Below are 17,064 nucleotides of genomic sequence, written 5' to 3'. Positions count from 1 at the left end.
TATCCAATACATATTTACTCAATTAAAATTTTAATTTTTAGATTTATTTAAACGGATAGAAAATAGGTGGAGCTCCAGCAGTTCGATTCTGTACTCTCATTATGAACTGATCAGTTTTTGATAGGTTTTTAAAAACATCTAACTCAGTGAAGCTCTCTGCTGCTAAACACGCAATTTCTGCAATTTTATTTGTAACAGCATGTCTAACACTAGTAAGATTATCATCATCTAAATTTTTAGGACGTTCATTAGAAAACCATTTCGAAAAGTTAAAAGTAGAAGGCCACTTGTATACAGTTTTTTCAGAAATACCACCAAAGGCACTTTCTTTATCAAAGTTAGATGACCAGGCAATAGCTATTCTATCTACGGGTTTTATCTGTTGTTCAGACAACCAGGATAAAAATTCTTTAAAAACAGGTATTAATTCATCTGAGCATTTATGAATATCAATATCATTTAAATGATTCATAAATTTATTTTCTATTGTTCCTGGTTGGGTGTAACAATATGCAGCATTATGCAATCGTTTTAACCTTATATTTCCATAGTCTATTTCATTTCTTTCTCCTTCATAGGTATACAATTCATCACATTCCCAACCAGAATGTGCCCCCACACTAAAAAGTACTTTTTCTGCACGAGGCAGGTTTAAAAATTCTTGCGATTTACAAGCTTTTGGTAATGCTTTTTTATAACAAAGGGCTAAAAATTGAGCGATTAGGTTTTGCCTTTTTTCAAATGCATAATCTTCCTCATCTACACTGACTAATCCCCAATCAAACAAATTAGGACTGCTACCCTCACTAACCATGCACAATCCTTTTTCGCTATATAAAGAGGAGTATACATAACCAGCGCTATCAACTTCAATTCCAATTTTTGAAATAGGTTCTATAGCAGGTTCACCAGTAAGTTCTGGATTCATCCAATTCTTAAAGTGAACCGGAAGCTCTTCTAAAAGCATAGAAGTAAAATGATCAACTGATAATAACTCTTTTTTACTTCCAGTATAGTTTTTTAATGAAATTTCAAATTCATTTTTTAAAGTACTCATTTTTTAAATTGTTTGTCTCAAAAGAAGCGAATTTAATTATTGTAGACTACACTGTTTTCAGTGATATCCATTTGTGACTTCTCATAACGGTCTGTGTATGGCTTGTTGTGGAAAATCAGTCAGGATTTTTGTTGTATGAATAAGACAATTAATTATATACTTCTTAAGTTTGATTTTAGATAAATTACTTCTAATAAAATCAAAAAGAAAAAACGTAGAGTAAGGTCATTATACACGCAGAAACCTAAATTTCATCAACGATATAATAGTGAGGTATTTAATTTCTATGGAGTTCCGTCATTACATCATCCATTAAATTGTAACCATTTGTTAAAAAACTATTGTCTTCGTTATAGATGAAAGCCTGGTTATTAAATTGAAAAGTGTTTAACACAGAAGTAATATTTTTTGAACGTGCGATTCTTTGAATAATAGAGTTTAGTTTAGCAATGATCGACCTTGTTTTATGTTTATACTTTGGCTTTATCACTTAAACCGCTATTATTTATGCATATTGTTACAACCAGTTTTTATTTTCATCCTAATTCAATAGTAAAGCAACATTCCATAAATCAAAATCACTACTATAATATTGAAGTGAATTACCACAGTGGACAATTACAGTTTCCTTATGCGGGATAATATAAATATTCTGCCCGAGATTTCCGTTTGCATAAAAATGGAAAGTGCCATCTTTATTTACATGACCCCACCATTGGTAATTGTAATAAATTCTTTTGTCGCTTCTTCCAAACCATTTTGGATAAACATCTCTAGGAATAGATTTATTTTCTTGAGTAGACTCCCGTACCCAATCTCTTGATATAATCTGATTACCATACCAATTTCCTTCATTGAGCATAAGCTGACCAAAACGTGCATAATCAATCGCTCTGGCAATCAAACGACTTGGCATATATTCAAAACTAGATTCTTTACTATCTATAGAAAAAAGTGCATCATATTCCATTATTTTTGACCACAATTTTTGTTCCAGATAATTGGATACAGTTAAATTAGTTGCTCTTTCAAGAATCAATCCCAAATAACTTGTATTGTAATTAGAATATTGAAAATCTTTTCCTGGTTCGGATGAAATTTCTACATTCTTAAGTAATAACTTTCTAACATTGGGGTGGTAGTATCCAACCGCTTCATCATGCCAAGGAGAATGAATGTTAGTGAAGGGTATATGACTGGTATTGTATTCAAGCCCAGAACGCATTTCAAGTAAATGTTTGATGGTTATTTTTTTGAAGCTCGAATCTCGCTCTAATAACTCAGGGATATAATTTGTTATTGGGTCATCTACACTTTTGATTATGCCATCATCAATCGCAGCTCCAATCAAAAACGATATAAACGATTTTGCTACAGATTGAGAATGGAAATAGGAATCTCTACTAAAACCGTTATAATATTTTTCATAAATGATTGTATCTTTTTGTATAACAATAAGTGCAGTAGTTTGAGATTGAATAGCCCATTCTTCGAAGCTATTAAATCCAGTTTTAGTTACTAGTTCCTCAAATAATGATTCGATATATTTCTCTTTAGGCTGCGCAATAAATGTATTGGCACTTTCTGCTGCTTGAACTTTATGATTTTCAAATTTTTTATAATCATAAACATCAGCTACATTCATTGTTATGAGTCGATAAACGTAGGTAGGTGTATATTGAATAGAAAGAAGTCCCAAGAGTACCAAAACTACTGTAAGTATTGTAAGAAATATAATTTTTATTTTTTTCCTCATTTTAGTGTGGCTTGACTAACTGTAAAGTGTTTCGGATGATTGGCTGTAACGTTCTGTGTATGTAAAGTAGAGCAGACTTGAAGCACTAACTATCAGATTTACACTAAGTCAAAAAAAACATTTTTACTTTTAATTTTTAGTTCAATAAACGTCAAAACTTTGTTTTGGTGTAGCCTGCTCAAAGAACAGAACTCTCATTTTTTTATTTTTGCAAAGATATCTACACTGATAAACTTGTCATTCTTTATTTCGCAATCTCTCATTGTTCCTTCAAATACAAAATCAAGTTTGGACATTGCTCTTTTACAATTTTTGTTTTCAGAGTCAACAAATCCTTCAATTCTATGAAGTTTTAGATTGTCAAATGCGTAATTGCAGATAAGTGGCATTGCTTCTTTCATAATGCCTTTTCCCCAATATTCAGGGAGAAGCCAAAGTCCTATTTCTCCTTTTTTATGTTCTTTAGAAATGTCATTGAGGCCGCCAGCACCATAAAACTCTTTGTTGTCAATTGAGCATATTGCAAACCACTTCTGTTTGGTGTTTGCAAACCACTTCATTTGCTCTTTTGTTTCTTCTAAACTACTAAAACTAACTCCGTAATGTTTTATAACGTCAGGATTTGACAGTCCGTTAAAAATATTGTTAATGTCTGAATCTTCAATTTCTCGAAGGAGAATTTTTTCTGTTTTTAATTCCATTTTAATCTCTCGTGGTTTTATAACAAACATCTTCTTTTCCTTGTTGCTAACGCCCCACATACACGTTGTTGTAGGCTGTGTTATTTTTTCTTTGAGTTTATCCAATTTTCTATCTGTTGAAATGTTTTCAATGGTTCAATTTTCAATTTATAAGAATTATTAATATAACTCAATATCTTTTTTTCTACCATTTCAATATTATCATATTCAACAAACTCCATTTCTAAATCAGTTTCTTTTTGTAAGAATCTATAATATTCTTTTAGCGGCTCTATAATCTTTAAATGTTTTTCAAAATTTCTTCGCTTCCTTGTTTTGTCCTTTTCTTTTCTAATATGCAGTTGTTTTTCGTCGCAATAGAATATTATGTATAAATCTGGAAAAGCAATTTCACCTTCGGACAATTTAGTCTTGTAGAATTTATGAGTTTCTTTTTTAGATGCAAAATTTGATGGATAATTACAAACCCAATTGTACCATATTGGTTGGAAGATGTCTCCATCCAAAATTGATTTTTTATTTGATTTTTCACATAACCTATACCTGTCTAACTGTCTTTCATAGTACCAGAGTCTTGGCTCTTTATCAGTTCTTTTAAAGAGCGAATTCACTTCAGGAACTGTATTGTATTTGCTTGATAGCAATTCACACATTGTTGTTTTCCCTATTCCACTTGGACCTTCAAAACAAATTATTGGTTGATTCATTTATTCATTATTTAATCAAACAGCAGAATATAGATTTGATTTTTATTCTTCATAGCCTACAACGGCCTTATGTATGAGTAGTAGCGAGTTTATATTCTTTACTTTTCGGACAGTAAATTACAAAATAAAAAGAATAACGACTCGAGTTAAGACTCAAATCGTTATTACTTATAAACGTTGTTGGCAGCTTTTAATTTTTGGATTCAATAAACTTAATAGCTTCAATAATATTTTGATCTTCTAGAAGGTTTTCAAAATTGTTTTTTTCTTCTTTTACATGAAGATCTGGGCTTAAATTTTCAGAATAATCCCCATACATATCTGCTAAATACCCAGTTGTTAAAGGAGCCTGGACTTTAAAAGGCAATTCAAATAAACTATTTGCGGTGAGGTGGCCATAGGTAGGTTCTCCTATTGTAATTACATTTTCCCTACCTTTGAATCCTAGAATAACCGTTTCTCCAGCACTGGCTGTCCAATTCCCTATGATTAGAGCTACTGGAATTTTAACATCAGGGTTTTTGCTGGTTGTCTTTATTTCGGTTTCCACTTTTTCTCCAGAATAGAACTTTCCATTTTCTAGTTTATTCACCTTTTCAATCTCTTTATTAATATTTAATTCATTGTATATTACTTTATCTCCCAATAAATAATGTAGGGCATTAATCATGGGGTAAGAGTTTCCTCCAGTGTTGAATCTTAAATCTATAATCCAGCCTTTTAAATCGTTGTTTTTGTCTAGCATTACAATTTGGTCATACATCTCTTGTGTTTTTGCATTAAGTTCCTCCTGAGATAGATCTAATAAAAGCATTCCTGGCATTTCGATATAGCCATATGTATTGCCTAGCTTGGAAACAGAGAATTTAACTCCTTCTGAGTGTTTTAAACTAAATTCATAGCTATAATCTTTATATAAGAGCTGTTTTTTTGGGCTCGCAGGGTAGTATCCGTTTTCAGAAAAGAGCATGCAATGGTCACATCCAATAGAATCAAAGGCATCTCTACTCTCTTTAAGAGAATTTTCGAATGTAGTATGTTTTGAGGCATTTTTTTCGAAGCGCGTTTTTATCTCATTCCAAGGAACCTTATCTTTATATAGATAGTTTTCCTTTAACATGGAAAATAGACTATCAGAAAAAAATTGAATACTGTCTTGAACGGTTAAGTTTTGTTCAATTTCTTGATTTGCCAAATTGGTACTACGTTTACATTGCGCAAATGATAAGAGCATGACAATAAAGGCTAAAGAGAAATAAATTATTTTTTTCATAGTGTAAAGTATTAATGGCTCAAAAGTAATTTGCGCAAACAGAATTACCCCATGAAAAAGACAGCTAGAAGTCCAGAAAGAAGAATCCTGCACTTTTTTATAACCTTTTTTTATATTCATAGGATGTTATACCCGTATGTTTTTTGAAAATTGAATTGAAATAAACCTCTAATAGCGCTTAGATAAGAGCAGGGATATACCAAAAAAACTCCTTTTTGTAAATAGAAGGTTCAGATTTCTCATAACTCTTTATGTAAAAATAAAACCCAATACCTATTAAAAATTCATAGGGATAAGGAATACCAATTGTTGATAATCCATAAATTTCTTGTATCCCCATAAAATATAAGGCGTACCATAAATTTAGATATACCAATGAAAAGAAAAATAATGAGAAAAACCTATATGTTAATGGGTTTCTATTTTTTTAAGAAGGAATAAAATTAGTAACATTCCTTGCAGTGCACCAAAAAGAATAATTGCACTTGCTATCGAATGATCACTATAAATCAATTTTATTAATTTTTATATAATATTAAAGTTCTATTAGGTAATCTATTCCATTTTTTAACTTACTTTATAATTGCTGTCAAAGGTTAGTATAAAATGCATTTTAATGCATTTTTACATAGTTTTAGCAATTGTTTTTATCTTCTTCATTAATTTATCAATTCTCCAATTAGCAACTTTTATGATCCTTATCATTCTTTCAGCTAATTTAGGGTTATATGAACATCTCGGTTCATCAAATCCAATCCAGTCAGGATAATACTTTTTGGCTAATTCAAATACTTGTTTGTCAAAGTTACCAGAGCTTAAAGATTCGATATTATTTTGTGGCCCCATAACTAATTTAGTCCTATGGTGAATCACATGTCTAAATGTCCAAGCAAAATGATGGTGAGTATCCCACAAACCTTCATCTTCCCATATGAAAGCTCCTGACATAGTCTCATATTCCATTTTTGGATTTACCATTTCCGATTTTGTAGGCAAGATATTTTTATTTGTTCTGAATATTTTCCAATACCATACTTTTAGAAAAATATTTATAATCCGAGTATCTCGATAATTGTTAATAAAGATAGTGCTCTGAAGTCTCAATTACAATTGAGAGCTAGAAAGTATTAGCTTTATTTTTTGTTAGTAGTTGTTTAATTCCTTTTGTGAATCGGGTCAGTGTCAATTTTTTTCGTACTCCTAACTCAAATTCCTTAACAGCAAAAATGGTTATAAAAACTAATGTTGTGAAAATAGTGGAGTTGACTGCCTTGAGTCAAATCATTTTTATATTTTTGATTCTATCATGGGAGGATTTGATGGTTTCTTTATCTCAGCATTACTTATATGCTTGCTTTTTCTACTTATACTCTATTTACTCGTTCATTTAAGATCAAGGTTAAATCAGTATAAAACAATACAATTGATTATATGGAACGTAACTCTTTTGGCCTTTTTAGTTTCATTCATTTTTATTATTGGTGAGAGCTATTATAGATTTTATGTGGATACTACGGATTCGTTTGCTCTTACGAAAGTTACGAAAAAGTGGTTCAAACGTTATTATCATTTAAATAATATGAAAGCCCGAGATAATATAGATTATCAGTATAAAGTTACTCAGGGAAAAAGGCGAATTACTTTTATCGGAGATTCTTTTACTATAGGTCATGGTGTTAAGAATGTTGATGAGCGTTTTGCTAACCTAATTAGAAAAAATAATCCAGAACTTGAAATTCACGTGATGGCTATAAATGGCCTGGAAACGATTGATCATCTTGATTTGGTTAAAAGCTTGATTTCCCAGGGCTATCAGTTTGACTTAGTCATATTGGTCTATAATCTGAATGATATTGCATATTTATTGCCTGAAACATATGAGTTATATGATCGTGTTAATGCTCATCAGAAGAGTTTAGGTTTCTTTGGAAATAACAGCTATCTGATAAATTTTTTGGAAGCACGTTTATTTATGAAAACTAATAGTGGTGTGGGTAATTACTACGATTACCTTGTCCCGAGTTATTTTAATATATATTGGACGCAGCAGAAGCAAAATCTTCTTGAATTGAAAGCAACCATTGAACAGGCAAAGGGAAAACTAGGAGTGGTTACTTTTCCTTTTTTAACTCAACTAAATAGCGATTATAAGTTTACCGATGTCCACGAGCAATTAAATCAGTTTTGGAAAAGTGAAAATGTTCATCACTTAGATCTATTTCCGATCTATCAATCATATTCAGATGAAGATGTAACGGTTAACCAAAACGATCCGCACCCAAATGAACTTGCCCATAAGCTTGCTGCTGAAGAAATTCAACGCTATTTCATTGACCCTGATCCTTCAAAATAGTTGATACTATATTGCAAACCAGTATCTTCATTCCTCTGGAATGATTCCCTAATGCAAATCAATCAATTATTTCCTCTTTCGTGTAGTTTATTTAAATTATTGCTAACTTTTCTTTAGAGCAAGCATTGCGCCTTACCAAAAATACAACAGCCATTGGATTAATCACTAGGCTGCTATGGCACATATATGTTGTTGTACGCTGGCTTTTTTAACTTGTTGTATAATAATTTATTAAAATTTTATTTCCCTCTCGCCACTTTATCCATCCGGATATTTTCTTTTTCGATTTGCAATGAGAAGCTGTTTCAATTTCAATCCATTCATTGCGCATTTGTTTGACTTTAAAACAGTCACTTTTAGATTCTAATATTTCCGACTTAGTAAATGGTCTTGAATAGATTTTCTGAGTACTCTTGTCAGTTCGTTCAATACTGAACATGTTTTTTAAATAATCTTCCCAACTTTTAAATTCGCAGAACTTTTGAATCTTAATCCACATTGTTTGAGATTCAGATACGTAAACTTCAAAAGAATCTATCTTTTTAGTTTTACACCTAAATCTAAATTGTCCGTAGTCAAGCCACATTGATTCAGGTCTAAGCCAGTCTTTATGACTTTGTATATTTTTGATATTCCAACTTTTAATTGATTCATCATTAAAAAACTCTACTGTTTTAAGAATTTTGTTTAAATCTGAACTTTCATAAAAATCAATCTTTGTTTTGTCGTCAAAATTGATTGATACAATACCTATTCCTACTTCACTTTGTCCAGATAAAGTCAAGGAAATCAATACTAAAAAAAGAGTTATATTAATTTTCATAGTTTTCTGCTTGTGTACAACGTTTAATATATGTGTCGTAGTAGAGCAAAATGTTACCCTGCTTTTCGATTTTTTCTACATTGTTGTAGCCAGTTTTATTACTCCTTCTGAGTAAGTTTTTGCTTTACCAGCAATTAAAACTCGATCTTTCAAATTCGTACAATATAGTTTTCCTTGACGTGATGATAGTTGGAACGCTATCATTTCTTTTTTGTTTAGTGTTTCGCTCCAATAAGGAGTCAATGAGGCATGTAACGAGCCTGTTACAGGGTCTTCAAAAATTGTTGCTTGAGGAATAAAAAATCGAGATACAAAATCAACTTCATTACCTTTTGCTGTAATTGCAACACCACCAGGATCAATATTTTCTTTATCAAATATATTTTTATCAATCTTTATGTTCCTAACATCATTTTCTTTCTCATACACTAAAATATAATCCCTCGATTTTAGAACTTCTTTAGGCTGCTTGTTTAATGAATCTTTTATAAAATTGGGTAATTCAGCTTTTACAGGTTTTCTTTGAGGTAAATTCATCACATACAAATCGTTCTCCACGTGCACATACAACTTTCCGCATTTTGTGTTGAATTCTATCGTCTTTCTATCAAATCCAAATTCTGTTAATACGTGGGCTGTTGCCAATGTAGCATGCCCGCATAAATCCAATTCCAAATCAGGGGTAAACCATCTTAATTCAATATCCTCTCCATCTATAACAAAAAACGCAGTGGCGTCTACAGAATTTTCCTTGGCTATATTCTGAAGTAATTCATCTTCCAACCATATTTCAAGTTGTACAACTTTAGCTGGGTTTCCTCCAAATAATTTATCTGTAAATGTATCTATTTGACAGTATTTTAATTCCATATAGAGTTTTCTTGAATTAGCTACAACCTAGAGATATATGTACTGTTAGGTATATATAATTTATATTTAACCGTTTACAAACGTATAGTCTATGGTTATTTTATAATTAATCAATTTTAAAGAAAAGGAAATTTCTCTGAAAGTGCAAGTTATGGTGATGAGTAGGGGTAAGGCTTTTGAGAAACTAACCTGTTTTAGGTTTGACTTCATGTTTGTTAACGGCTCCGTATATGAAACGTAGCGTGTTAAAAACACTTTCATTTCGGATTAATCACGAGCTGATTTTTTATTTTTGTTAATTACTTTGCTCTTTTTAATTAAGCCAAATTTAAAAATTTGGCGTTATAGGTAAATACAAACAAACCTTTCGAAAAGATTATATTTGCTATGTTTTATATACAATGTTGGCAACAGTTTTTATTCCGTTTCTGTTAATTCAATTACTTTTTCGATAGCATCATCTCCATCTTTTAAATCCTCAAAAAGATACTCGTAAAAGTCTTTTGAATTTTCAGGATAATCGAGTTCATAATCAGGTTTAATTCCAACATCTTCATAGCTTACCTCGTTCATACTTTCGTACACCATATTTGATAATCCGTACTTCCAGCCATTTGGAAGTTTCTTATGTAAAATATCCGAAAAAACACCTTCTGTGGTCGAGCCGATAATTTTTGAATTTGGAATTTCCATACTACCCAAAACTAGTAATTCTGCTGCACTGGCTGTTTCGTGACTGGCTAGAATGTACAATTTCCCATTAAAAATGTTTTCGGATGGTAAAAGTGTCATAGTTTGTTTTTCTGTATAGCCTTCGCCTAATCTTACTTTTTTAGCACAAATGTCAGTTTCCTTATTTACGAAGTGGTTAAGTATCTCGACTGAAACATCATCAAATCCACCACCGTTAAATCTTAAATCAATGATACAGGCTTTGGGATTACCAATCGTTCTGATAATTGAATCCATTATAAAGCGAGTGCCTTTTACAACATCATTGTGATGATTGTCTGCTTTGTTGAGGTTATTCCACCATTCTCCCCAAAATTGTTTTATTGACAAACTATCTGCAATATTATAATGAGCCCAACCTATCATATTTGAGGTTTGTAAATAGGCAATATCTTCATTTATCATTCCCCATTTTAAATCTCCTCGGTTATAATGATTTTCCTTTTTTAGATGTTTGTCTATAATTAAGCTTTTAACTTTTTTATCTAAATCATCTGGAATTTCATCTTCATCTTCCTCATTGTTTGAAAGCTGGTTTTCATATTCGTCTTCTATCTCTCTTGGCACATCAATAGAAATATGACTGTCATTTATTTCTCCAAGCATTCTCTCGAAAATTAAGAAAAGCTCCAAAGGCTTCGTATCTGAATTTACTTGAGGCTCGTATATTTTGTAAATATTATTCCAATCGATATTTCGTTCTTTAAAGTAAACATATTGTTCATTAAATGTGTTCCACAATACCTCAAAATTGTATTTAGGGTCGTTTGCTAATTCTTTATTTAAATTTTTTGTAAAATCCTTGTTGCTTCTAAAAAGTTTAAAGGTTTTTACACCGTCCTTTAACAGAATCGTATCATTGGACAAGCTGTCAACTGTGTAATATTTAAAAAAATCTATCGTAGGGTTATCAGAAGTTTGAACATTACCAACTACAGACGTATGATAACTATTTACAATACTGTCTCCAATGGTTATTGCTTTTCCAAATCCAAGATATTCCCAGTTACCGTTTAGATTGATTTTCTGACCCTTCTTGCTTTCATTTTTATTTGTCTGACAGGAAATGGCCAGTATTGAAATCATTAGTAATAAAATTGGTTTGTTCATATTGCTTTGGTTTCTAATTTAGTTTAGTTCGGTTTCGTATTGCTCTAAAATATTCCAAATTTTGTCTAAAGTTAGACGAACTTCTTTATCAAAATCAGTATCTGTATTTATAATAACAATTTTCCCAATTAAGCTCTTCGGATTAAAATACATATAAGCCATAAGTCCTGGGTCATAACCGCTGTATCCAATTCCTCTCTTTGAATAATCCATAAAAATTCCAACGTTAGCATTCACTCCTTCAGGTAGTTGACTTGGAATTAATTGTTTCTTGAATAACTCATTGTAGCTACTTTTACTCAAAATAGCACCTTTTCCAGAATATCCTTTAGTAAGTTCAGTTAAATACTTTCCCAAATCGGTATTCGATGTAATCAATCCGCTCGATGGAAAGTCAATTGTGGTGTAATCTGCCATTATTTGTTGATTCGTCGCGTACAATGTAGAACGGTTTTTTGAATCCACCTCTTCAATTGTCCAACTCGATGAATTCATATTTAAAGGTTCAAGAATATGCTTTTTAGTAAATTCTTGATATGGGATTCCCGTTGTTTTTTCAATAACTAATGCACATAGTGTAGAACCAACATTTGAGTAATTGAATTTTTGATTGGGTTTGTTTTTAGAAAAATTTTCTTTGCTATTTAACTTTCCATTTTTGGTGAATATCTCTCCAAGAAATTCTGAAATGGAAATTTTACTTTTAGGTTGGTTGAAATATTCAGGAATATCTGTGTCTTTTAAATTGTCTTTTTCGACAAGAAAATAATTGTTCTCCCAAAATATATCAGAATCCCTAATTGATGATGTATGAATTGCAAGTTGTCTTATTGTAATGGGAATTTTTGGAAATTCTGGATTTATAACTTCAAATGGTAAATAGTTGTTAATCGGTTCATCAATATTCAGTTTGCCTAATTCTTGAGCTTTGAAAAGTGAAATGCCAATCAAGGTTTTTGAAACAGAAGCAACATATTGAACTGTCTTGGTTGAATATTCTTTTTTTGAGGCCAAGTCAGAATAACCAAAGCTATTACTGTATAGCATTCCTGTTGTGTCGACCATTGCTACGGAGAACCCAACGATTTTGCCATCACTGTTTGCAATATCCAACTTTGATGTTAAAGAATCTTTTATTGATGTATAGTCTTTCGTTTGATTTTTTGTGTTTTCAGGTTGTTGTTTACAAGAAATAATGACAAAAGTTAGAAATACAATAAGAATTAATTTATTCATTGCGTTATTCTGTTGTTTATTGTTTGGCTACTGTTTCACTAAAATTGTTGCCAACTTAGGAATATACATACCATTACGTATATCCAACCTATACTTAACCGTTTATAAACGTATAATCTACGGCTATTTTATAATTAATCGATTTTAAAGAAAAGGAAATTTCTCTGAAAGTGCAAGTTGCGAAGAAAGATAGGTAGAGGTTTTAGAGAAACTAAAATATTCTTAGAGTTGTCTTCTGGTTTCCTAACAATTTGTGTATGGCTTTTTGCAGGAAATGAGTTAGAAATTTCTGTTGTATGAACATGGCAATTAATTAACCACTTTGTTGCAACAAGTTAGTTTTTAATCTTTTATAAAAACAGCACTTTTTTTGTACTTATCATAAATATGCTCAAATTTAATAGAATAAATATTTGTTTGAGTACTGTTCAGGCTATCGCTACTAGAGAAATATAAGATATTATGATCTTCAAGTAACTCTGGATAAAGGTCGCTCCCCGTAGTATTAATTTCTTGAATATTTTGAGGAAAAGACCAGTCGCCATCTAATTTGAAACTTATATATAGATCACCATAAGGTGAGAGGTTCTCTACTCTTTCTGAAGCTTCAAAGATGATAATATTCCCTTCTTTATTCACTTCTAAATTCCATTCTCCTTTTTCTGTATTTAAGGGATTTCCTAAATTTATTGGTGAACCATAGGTGTTATTTGTTTTTTTAACAATATAGAGATCGCCCTGACCGTACCCCATATTGCGATCAGATGCAAAATACAGGTTACCATATTTATCAGTCCGGATGCAATACTCATTTTGTAAAGAGTTAATAGGGGTGTCTAACCTGGTTGGTATTCCCCATTTGTTGTTTTTATCTCTTTCTACTTTCCATATATCTTGTGAAGCTTGTTGGACTCCATCGTAAGGTCTTTGAGAAATAAAATACAGCGTTTTTCCGTTATTGGTAATATGGGGAGCGCTGTCGTCATATTGACCAGAAAAAGATGCTAATTTTGGCTTTGACCATTGTTGGTTTTTTTTAACCGAAAAGTATATTGAGCTTTTAATATTACCTTTTCCCCATTTGTCATTACTTTTTGAAAAGTAAACTTCTGTACCTGAAGGCGAAAAGCTTGAAGCATATTCTATTGCTTCAGTAGATATATTATTCTCTTCAAAAACTAATTTTTTAAATGGTGTTGACGCCTTTTTACAACTACTATAAAGTAAGAATAGAATACCCAAAACAATTATTGAAAATACATTGATTGTAACTCCTAATACTTTCATTTTGTTTTATGATTTAATATTCTACATTGTTTTGTATAAGCGTAATAGCAGAATTTAAACACTTATTATTTCTATCAACTACTATATTTTGATAAAAATACAGAATTTGAGTTGAAGCACTAAATCGCTCTTGCTTATATACTCATTACTGTGTGCCGTGTTGGGTTTTAACCTACGCGTTGAAAATTCATTGATATTTTATACCTAACAGTAGAATTGAAATGAAAGAACAGTTGATTTGTTTTATCTTGATCGAGAGTGGATTTTTTTAAATATAAATTCATCTAATCCAGGAACTCTAAGAGCCCAGGCTGCAAAGCGCGCACCTAGGGCTGCTTTCCTCGTAAGTGGAAAGGAAGTCGCATTATGTATGTAGGCATCTTTAATGGTTTTATCTGATGTAGCCTCTACAATTCTAAAGCCAGCTTGGGTAGCTTTTGCACTTAGCTCCTGTTGATTGTCTATTGTAAGTTTTCCTTTAGATTTTAGGATACGTCCATTTACCATAACCATATCAACATCAGCAACTCCAGCCTGCATAACAACTGTTTTAATTGGATCAAAGTTCGGTGCTATGTGCAAGCCATCCGTTTTTATAAAAATTAGATCTGCTTGTTTTCCAACTTCAATGCTACCAATTTCCTTATCTAAACGAGCTGCACGGGCTCCTTCGATTGTAGCGGCTCTTAATACATCTTCTGCAGTTAAGTTTAATTTATCCGGCATGATTCCCCTCTTACCAAGTTTATCATTTTCGGCCATTCTTCCAGTCGCAAGAGCAAGTCGCATTTGAGTAAATAAGTCCCCAGAGTTACCAGAAACAACATCTGCACCTAACCCACAGGCTACTCTAGATTTTTTTGCCATTGGCCATATTGGCGTACCCATTCCCATTTGAACCTCTGTCTCAGGTGTAGTAGATATAGATGCTCCAACTTTGGAAAGCTGTTTAAGGTCTTTTTGAGTTAATACATTCCCGTGGACCAAAAGCGTTCGCTCGTCAATTAATCTTTGTTTTAGTAGTCTAGATACATAACGTGTACCACGAGCAAATGGTCCGTTGGCAACATGGACGGAGAATAAATGCGCATCAAGTTGACGACTAATATTAATTTCGTTCTCTGTATATTTCAAGGGAGCGAAAAGGAATTCACTTCCTCCAATTCCGAAACGAATAAGTCCGTCATTTGACGATAGACGGGAATCTCGAATTCTTTTTGCATCTTCATGTCGCCAAGTTGTTGTATATGAGCGCATTTCATCTGCAACTTCTCCAGGATCAAAAACATCAGCAAAACCATAACAAAAGACTGCACGTATTCCCGCTGATTCCAGCCCTGATAGAAGAGCATCCGCATGATCTGGTGTACTAATCAAGTGTGCATGATCTACAACTGTAGTAACTCCTGAATTAAGAGCATCTAGCGCTCCAACATAATTTCCTAATTTGGCTTCTTCAGCCGTGAATTGAGGAGCGAAACCGAAGCGTATCTTTGCCATGTAATCAAATAAGCTTCCGTCTCCCAATTGTGCACGTAAGAGAGATTGCCAAACATGACGATGAGTATCAACCATACCGGGCATTACTATTGCTCCCTGAGCATCAATAACAGGTGTATCCGATATACCTAAATCTTTATCTATTGCTGCAATACGTCCATTTTCTATTAAAATTTGGTTCAGACCTGCAATAGGTTGATTTTCTGCCATTGTAATTAGATTAGCATTCTTAATCAGATTTCGTTGACTCATAATATTTTATTTTTTAGTGGTTAAGATTTTTGTTTTGACACTTTACAAGAGATGCTATTATTTAAGCTCTTCTTCTCCATTTTCGTATAGTGCAAATCGTCCCTTTTTCCGGTCATGAACCAACTCAGCTTTTTGCCAGGGCCACCCTCCAAACTGTGTTTTCCGAAACTCAGCATAAGCTTCTTCAATTTCTGCTTCTGTATTCATAACAAAAGGTCCTTTTGCAACTACAGGCTCATTAATCGGTTTGCCTTGTAGTAAAAGAAAATAGGTGTCTTCAACTCCACTTTGAATTACAATGGGACTTTTTGGGTCTAATCGAATCATATGATTCTTTAAAATAGTTTGATTATCTATCACAACTGAATTGCCCCGATAAAAATATAACGTCCTGTTTACTGATGGTACTAGTGACGCAGGAAGCTCCCATTGTGTACCGCTCTCCATTTTTATGGTAAAAATTGATACTCCATTTTCTGGAGTTGATGCCCAGGAATTTGGTGTTGGCTGTGGGGCCTTATTTCCCTTATAATCTCCAGCATAAACTTCGATATGTACCTTCTTACCGTTTTTATCAACCTCTTCAATCTTAGGAATAGTTTCTTTCCAAAGCATTTTAAAATGAGGATCAGCAAACTTGCTTTTCTTTGGTAGATTTATCCAAATTTGAAAGAGCTCTAAAGGGTTTCTTTTTTCCTGATCAAGCAATGGAAACATTTCTGAATGTAATATTCCTTTTCCGGCAGTCATCCATTCAGCATCACCTGATCCAAACCTTCCAGCTCCACCAAGAGAATCACAATGATCTATATATCCCTTTTTTAAAAGAGTAATTGTCTCAAATCCTCTATGAGGGTGATATGGAAATCCTGGGACAGTAGTTCCATTATACATTCTATACCCATCTTTTTTAATAAAATCATTTCCTAATGATCTACCTTTTAGTTCGGAGGAATCAACTCCAAGATTTTCATTACCTATGGGATAATTGTCTTCATGATGCACACACATTAAAAATGGATCAACTGCCTCCCAAGGAAACTGGATTGGCTTTTTATCTAGTATTTTGCTCATTGGTTCTTTAAATTTATCTTACTCAAAATTTTAGCTATAGGACTAATACCTAGTATGCAAAACTATCAAAGCTCACCACAAAAAAACGATGACATTTGTCAACGAAACACATTATTTTTTTAATGAAATACTACTAGAGTGTTGTCAATCTTATGACTTCTGTTTTATAAAAGCATTTTATCCACTGAAAATCAAACTAAGAAATTCATTTGAACATTATGAAACCAATAAGAAGAGGTGAGAAAGTAAAATTTTTCTAAAGGCGCTAACAAAGGGTTTACTCAATTTTAGTAAAACCGAGCAAACTAAAGCATGTAGAATGTTTGAAATAAC

14 protein-coding genes are annotated in these 17,064 nt (G+C 32.3%); 1 reads left to right on the top strand and 13 read right to left on the bottom strand.

Features of this window, described 5'->3' with window-relative positions; all coding sequences use genetic code 11:
* Positions 1–43: 43 nt before the first annotated feature.
* The 6 genes from U0D62_RS17805 to U0D62_RS17780 all read right to left on the bottom strand — a co-directional run bounded on the left by U0D62_RS17805 (position 44) and on the right by U0D62_RS17780 (position 6,490).
* Entirely contained in the window at positions 44–1,057 is a 1,014-nt protein-coding gene (locus U0D62_RS17805) for a hypothetical protein (RefSeq protein ID WP_322288681.1), read from the bottom strand.
* 541 nt (positions 1,058–1,598) lie between these two features.
* The gene (locus tag U0D62_RS17800; RefSeq protein ID WP_322288680.1) at positions 1,599–2,813 is read right to left on the bottom strand and encodes a serine hydrolase domain-containing protein; all 1,215 of its coding nucleotides are present in this window, start codon (positions 2,811–2,813) and stop codon (positions 1,599–1,601) included.
* Between the two features lie 194 nt (positions 2,814–3,007).
* Positions 3,008–3,619 (bottom strand): GNAT family N-acetyltransferase, encoded by a 612-nt coding sequence (locus U0D62_RS17795; protein WP_322288679.1) that lies wholly within the window; start codon positions 3,617–3,619, stop codon positions 3,008–3,010.
* Positions 3,595–4,221 carry a hypothetical protein gene (locus U0D62_RS17790; protein WP_322288678.1) on the bottom strand — a complete coding sequence of 209 codons (627 nt, stop codon included), beginning with the start codon at positions 4,219–4,221 and terminating at the stop codon, positions 3,595–3,597. The genes U0D62_RS17795 and U0D62_RS17790 overlap by 25 nt, the downstream gene beginning before the upstream one ends.
* 190 nt (positions 4,222–4,411) lie before the next feature.
* Positions 4,412–5,494, bottom strand: coding sequence for a S41 family peptidase (locus U0D62_RS17785; protein ID WP_322288677.1), 1,083 nt, complete (start codon positions 5,492–5,494; stop codon positions 4,412–4,414).
* A gap of 624 nt (positions 5,495–6,118) precedes the next feature.
* On the bottom strand, positions 6,119–6,490 hold the full coding sequence (locus U0D62_RS17780) for a hypothetical protein (RefSeq protein WP_322288676.1): 372 nt from the start codon (positions 6,488–6,490) through the stop codon (positions 6,119–6,121).
* Between the two features lie 583 nt (positions 6,491–7,073).
* Here U0D62_RS17780 and U0D62_RS17775 point away from each other — a divergent pair.
* On the top strand, positions 7,074–7,847 hold the full coding sequence (locus tag U0D62_RS17775; RefSeq protein ID WP_322288675.1) for an SGNH/GDSL hydrolase family protein: 774 nt from the start codon (positions 7,074–7,076) through the stop codon (positions 7,845–7,847).
* A gap of 208 nt (positions 7,848–8,055) precedes the next feature.
* Here the strand turns inward: U0D62_RS17775 and U0D62_RS17770 are convergent, their stop codons facing one another.
* The 7 genes from U0D62_RS17770 to U0D62_RS17740 all read right to left on the bottom strand — a co-directional run bounded on the left by U0D62_RS17770 (position 8,056) and on the right by U0D62_RS17740 (position 16,731).
* Positions 8,056–8,670, bottom strand: coding sequence for a hypothetical protein (locus U0D62_RS17770; protein ID WP_322288674.1), 615 nt, complete (start codon positions 8,668–8,670; stop codon positions 8,056–8,058).
* 75 nt (positions 8,671–8,745) lie between these two features.
* Positions 8,746–9,540 carry a PhzF family phenazine biosynthesis protein gene (locus U0D62_RS17765; RefSeq protein WP_322288673.1) on the bottom strand — a complete coding sequence of 265 codons (795 nt, stop codon included), beginning with the start codon at positions 9,538–9,540 and terminating at the stop codon, positions 8,746–8,748.
* Between the two features lie 417 nt (positions 9,541–9,957).
* Positions 9,958–11,382, bottom strand: a complete 1,425-nt coding sequence (locus tag U0D62_RS17760) for a S41 family peptidase (protein WP_322288672.1) — start codon at positions 11,380–11,382, stop codon at positions 9,958–9,960.
* Positions 11,383–11,400: 18 nt separating this feature from the next.
* The gene (locus tag U0D62_RS17755; RefSeq protein ID WP_322288671.1) at positions 11,401–12,618 is read right to left on the bottom strand and encodes a serine hydrolase domain-containing protein; all 1,218 of its coding nucleotides are present in this window, start codon (positions 12,616–12,618) and stop codon (positions 11,401–11,403) included.
* 342 nt (positions 12,619–12,960) lie between these two features.
* Complete coding sequence (locus tag U0D62_RS17750; RefSeq protein WP_322288670.1) at positions 12,961–13,905, bottom strand: TolB-like translocation protein; 945 nt, start codon at positions 13,903–13,905, stop codon at positions 12,961–12,963.
* 243 nt (positions 13,906–14,148) lie between these two features.
* Positions 14,149–15,657, bottom strand: coding sequence for an amidohydrolase family protein (locus tag U0D62_RS17745; protein ID WP_322288669.1), 1,509 nt, complete (start codon positions 15,655–15,657; stop codon positions 14,149–14,151).
* A 57-nt stretch (positions 15,658–15,714) separates the two neighbouring features.
* The gene (locus tag U0D62_RS17740) at positions 15,715–16,731 is read right to left on the bottom strand and encodes a pirin family protein (RefSeq protein WP_322288668.1); all 1,017 of its coding nucleotides are present in this window, start codon (positions 16,729–16,731) and stop codon (positions 15,715–15,717) included.
* Positions 16,732–17,064: the final 333 nt, after the last annotated feature.

Origin of the sequence: Aquimarina callyspongiae (assembly GCF_034322225.1) — a bacterium.
Lineage (GTDB): Bacteria > Bacteroidota > Bacteroidia > Flavobacteriales > Flavobacteriaceae > Aquimarina.
Note: the sequence above shows the minus strand (reverse complement) of the source record. Positions and strands in the feature narration are given on the sequence as shown.

Coding starts and splice junctions, on each gene's coding strand:
- U0D62_RS17760 (WP_322288672.1), bottom strand. CDS start 11,382: ATGAACAAACCAATTTTATTACTAATGATTTCAATACTGGCCATTTCC.
- U0D62_RS17790 (WP_322288678.1), bottom strand. CDS start 4,221: ATGAATCAACCAATAATTTGTTTTGAAGGTCCAAGTGGAATAGGGAAA.
- U0D62_RS17755 (WP_322288671.1), bottom strand. CDS start 12,618: ATGAATAAATTAATTCTTATTGTATTTCTAACTTTTGTCATTATTTCT.
- U0D62_RS17805 (WP_322288681.1), bottom strand. CDS start 1,057: ATGAGTACTTTAAAAAATGAATTTGAAATTTCATTAAAAAACTATACT.
- U0D62_RS17800 (WP_322288680.1), bottom strand. CDS start 2,813: ATGAGGAAAAAAATAAAAATTATATTTCTTACAATACTTACAGTAGTT.
- U0D62_RS17750 (WP_322288670.1), bottom strand. CDS start 13,905: ATGAAAGTATTAGGAGTTACAATCAATGTATTTTCAATAATTGTTTTG.
- U0D62_RS17740 (WP_322288668.1), bottom strand. CDS start 16,731: ATGAGCAAAATACTAGATAAAAAGCCAATCCAGTTTCCTTGGGAGGCA.
- U0D62_RS17785 (WP_322288677.1), bottom strand. CDS start 5,494: ATGAAAAAAATAATTTATTTCTCTTTAGCCTTTATTGTCATGCTCTTA.
- U0D62_RS17775 (WP_322288675.1), top strand. CDS start 7,074: ATGAAAGCCCGAGATAATATAGATTATCAGTATAAAGTTACTCAGGGA.
- U0D62_RS17770 (WP_322288674.1), bottom strand. CDS start 8,670: ATGAAAATTAATATAACTCTTTTTTTAGTATTGATTTCCTTGACTTTA.
- U0D62_RS17765 (WP_322288673.1), bottom strand. CDS start 9,540: ATGGAATTAAAATACTGTCAAATAGATACATTTACAGATAAATTATTT.
- U0D62_RS17745 (WP_322288669.1), bottom strand. CDS start 15,657: ATGAGTCAACGAAATCTGATTAAGAATGCTAATCTAATTACAATGGCA.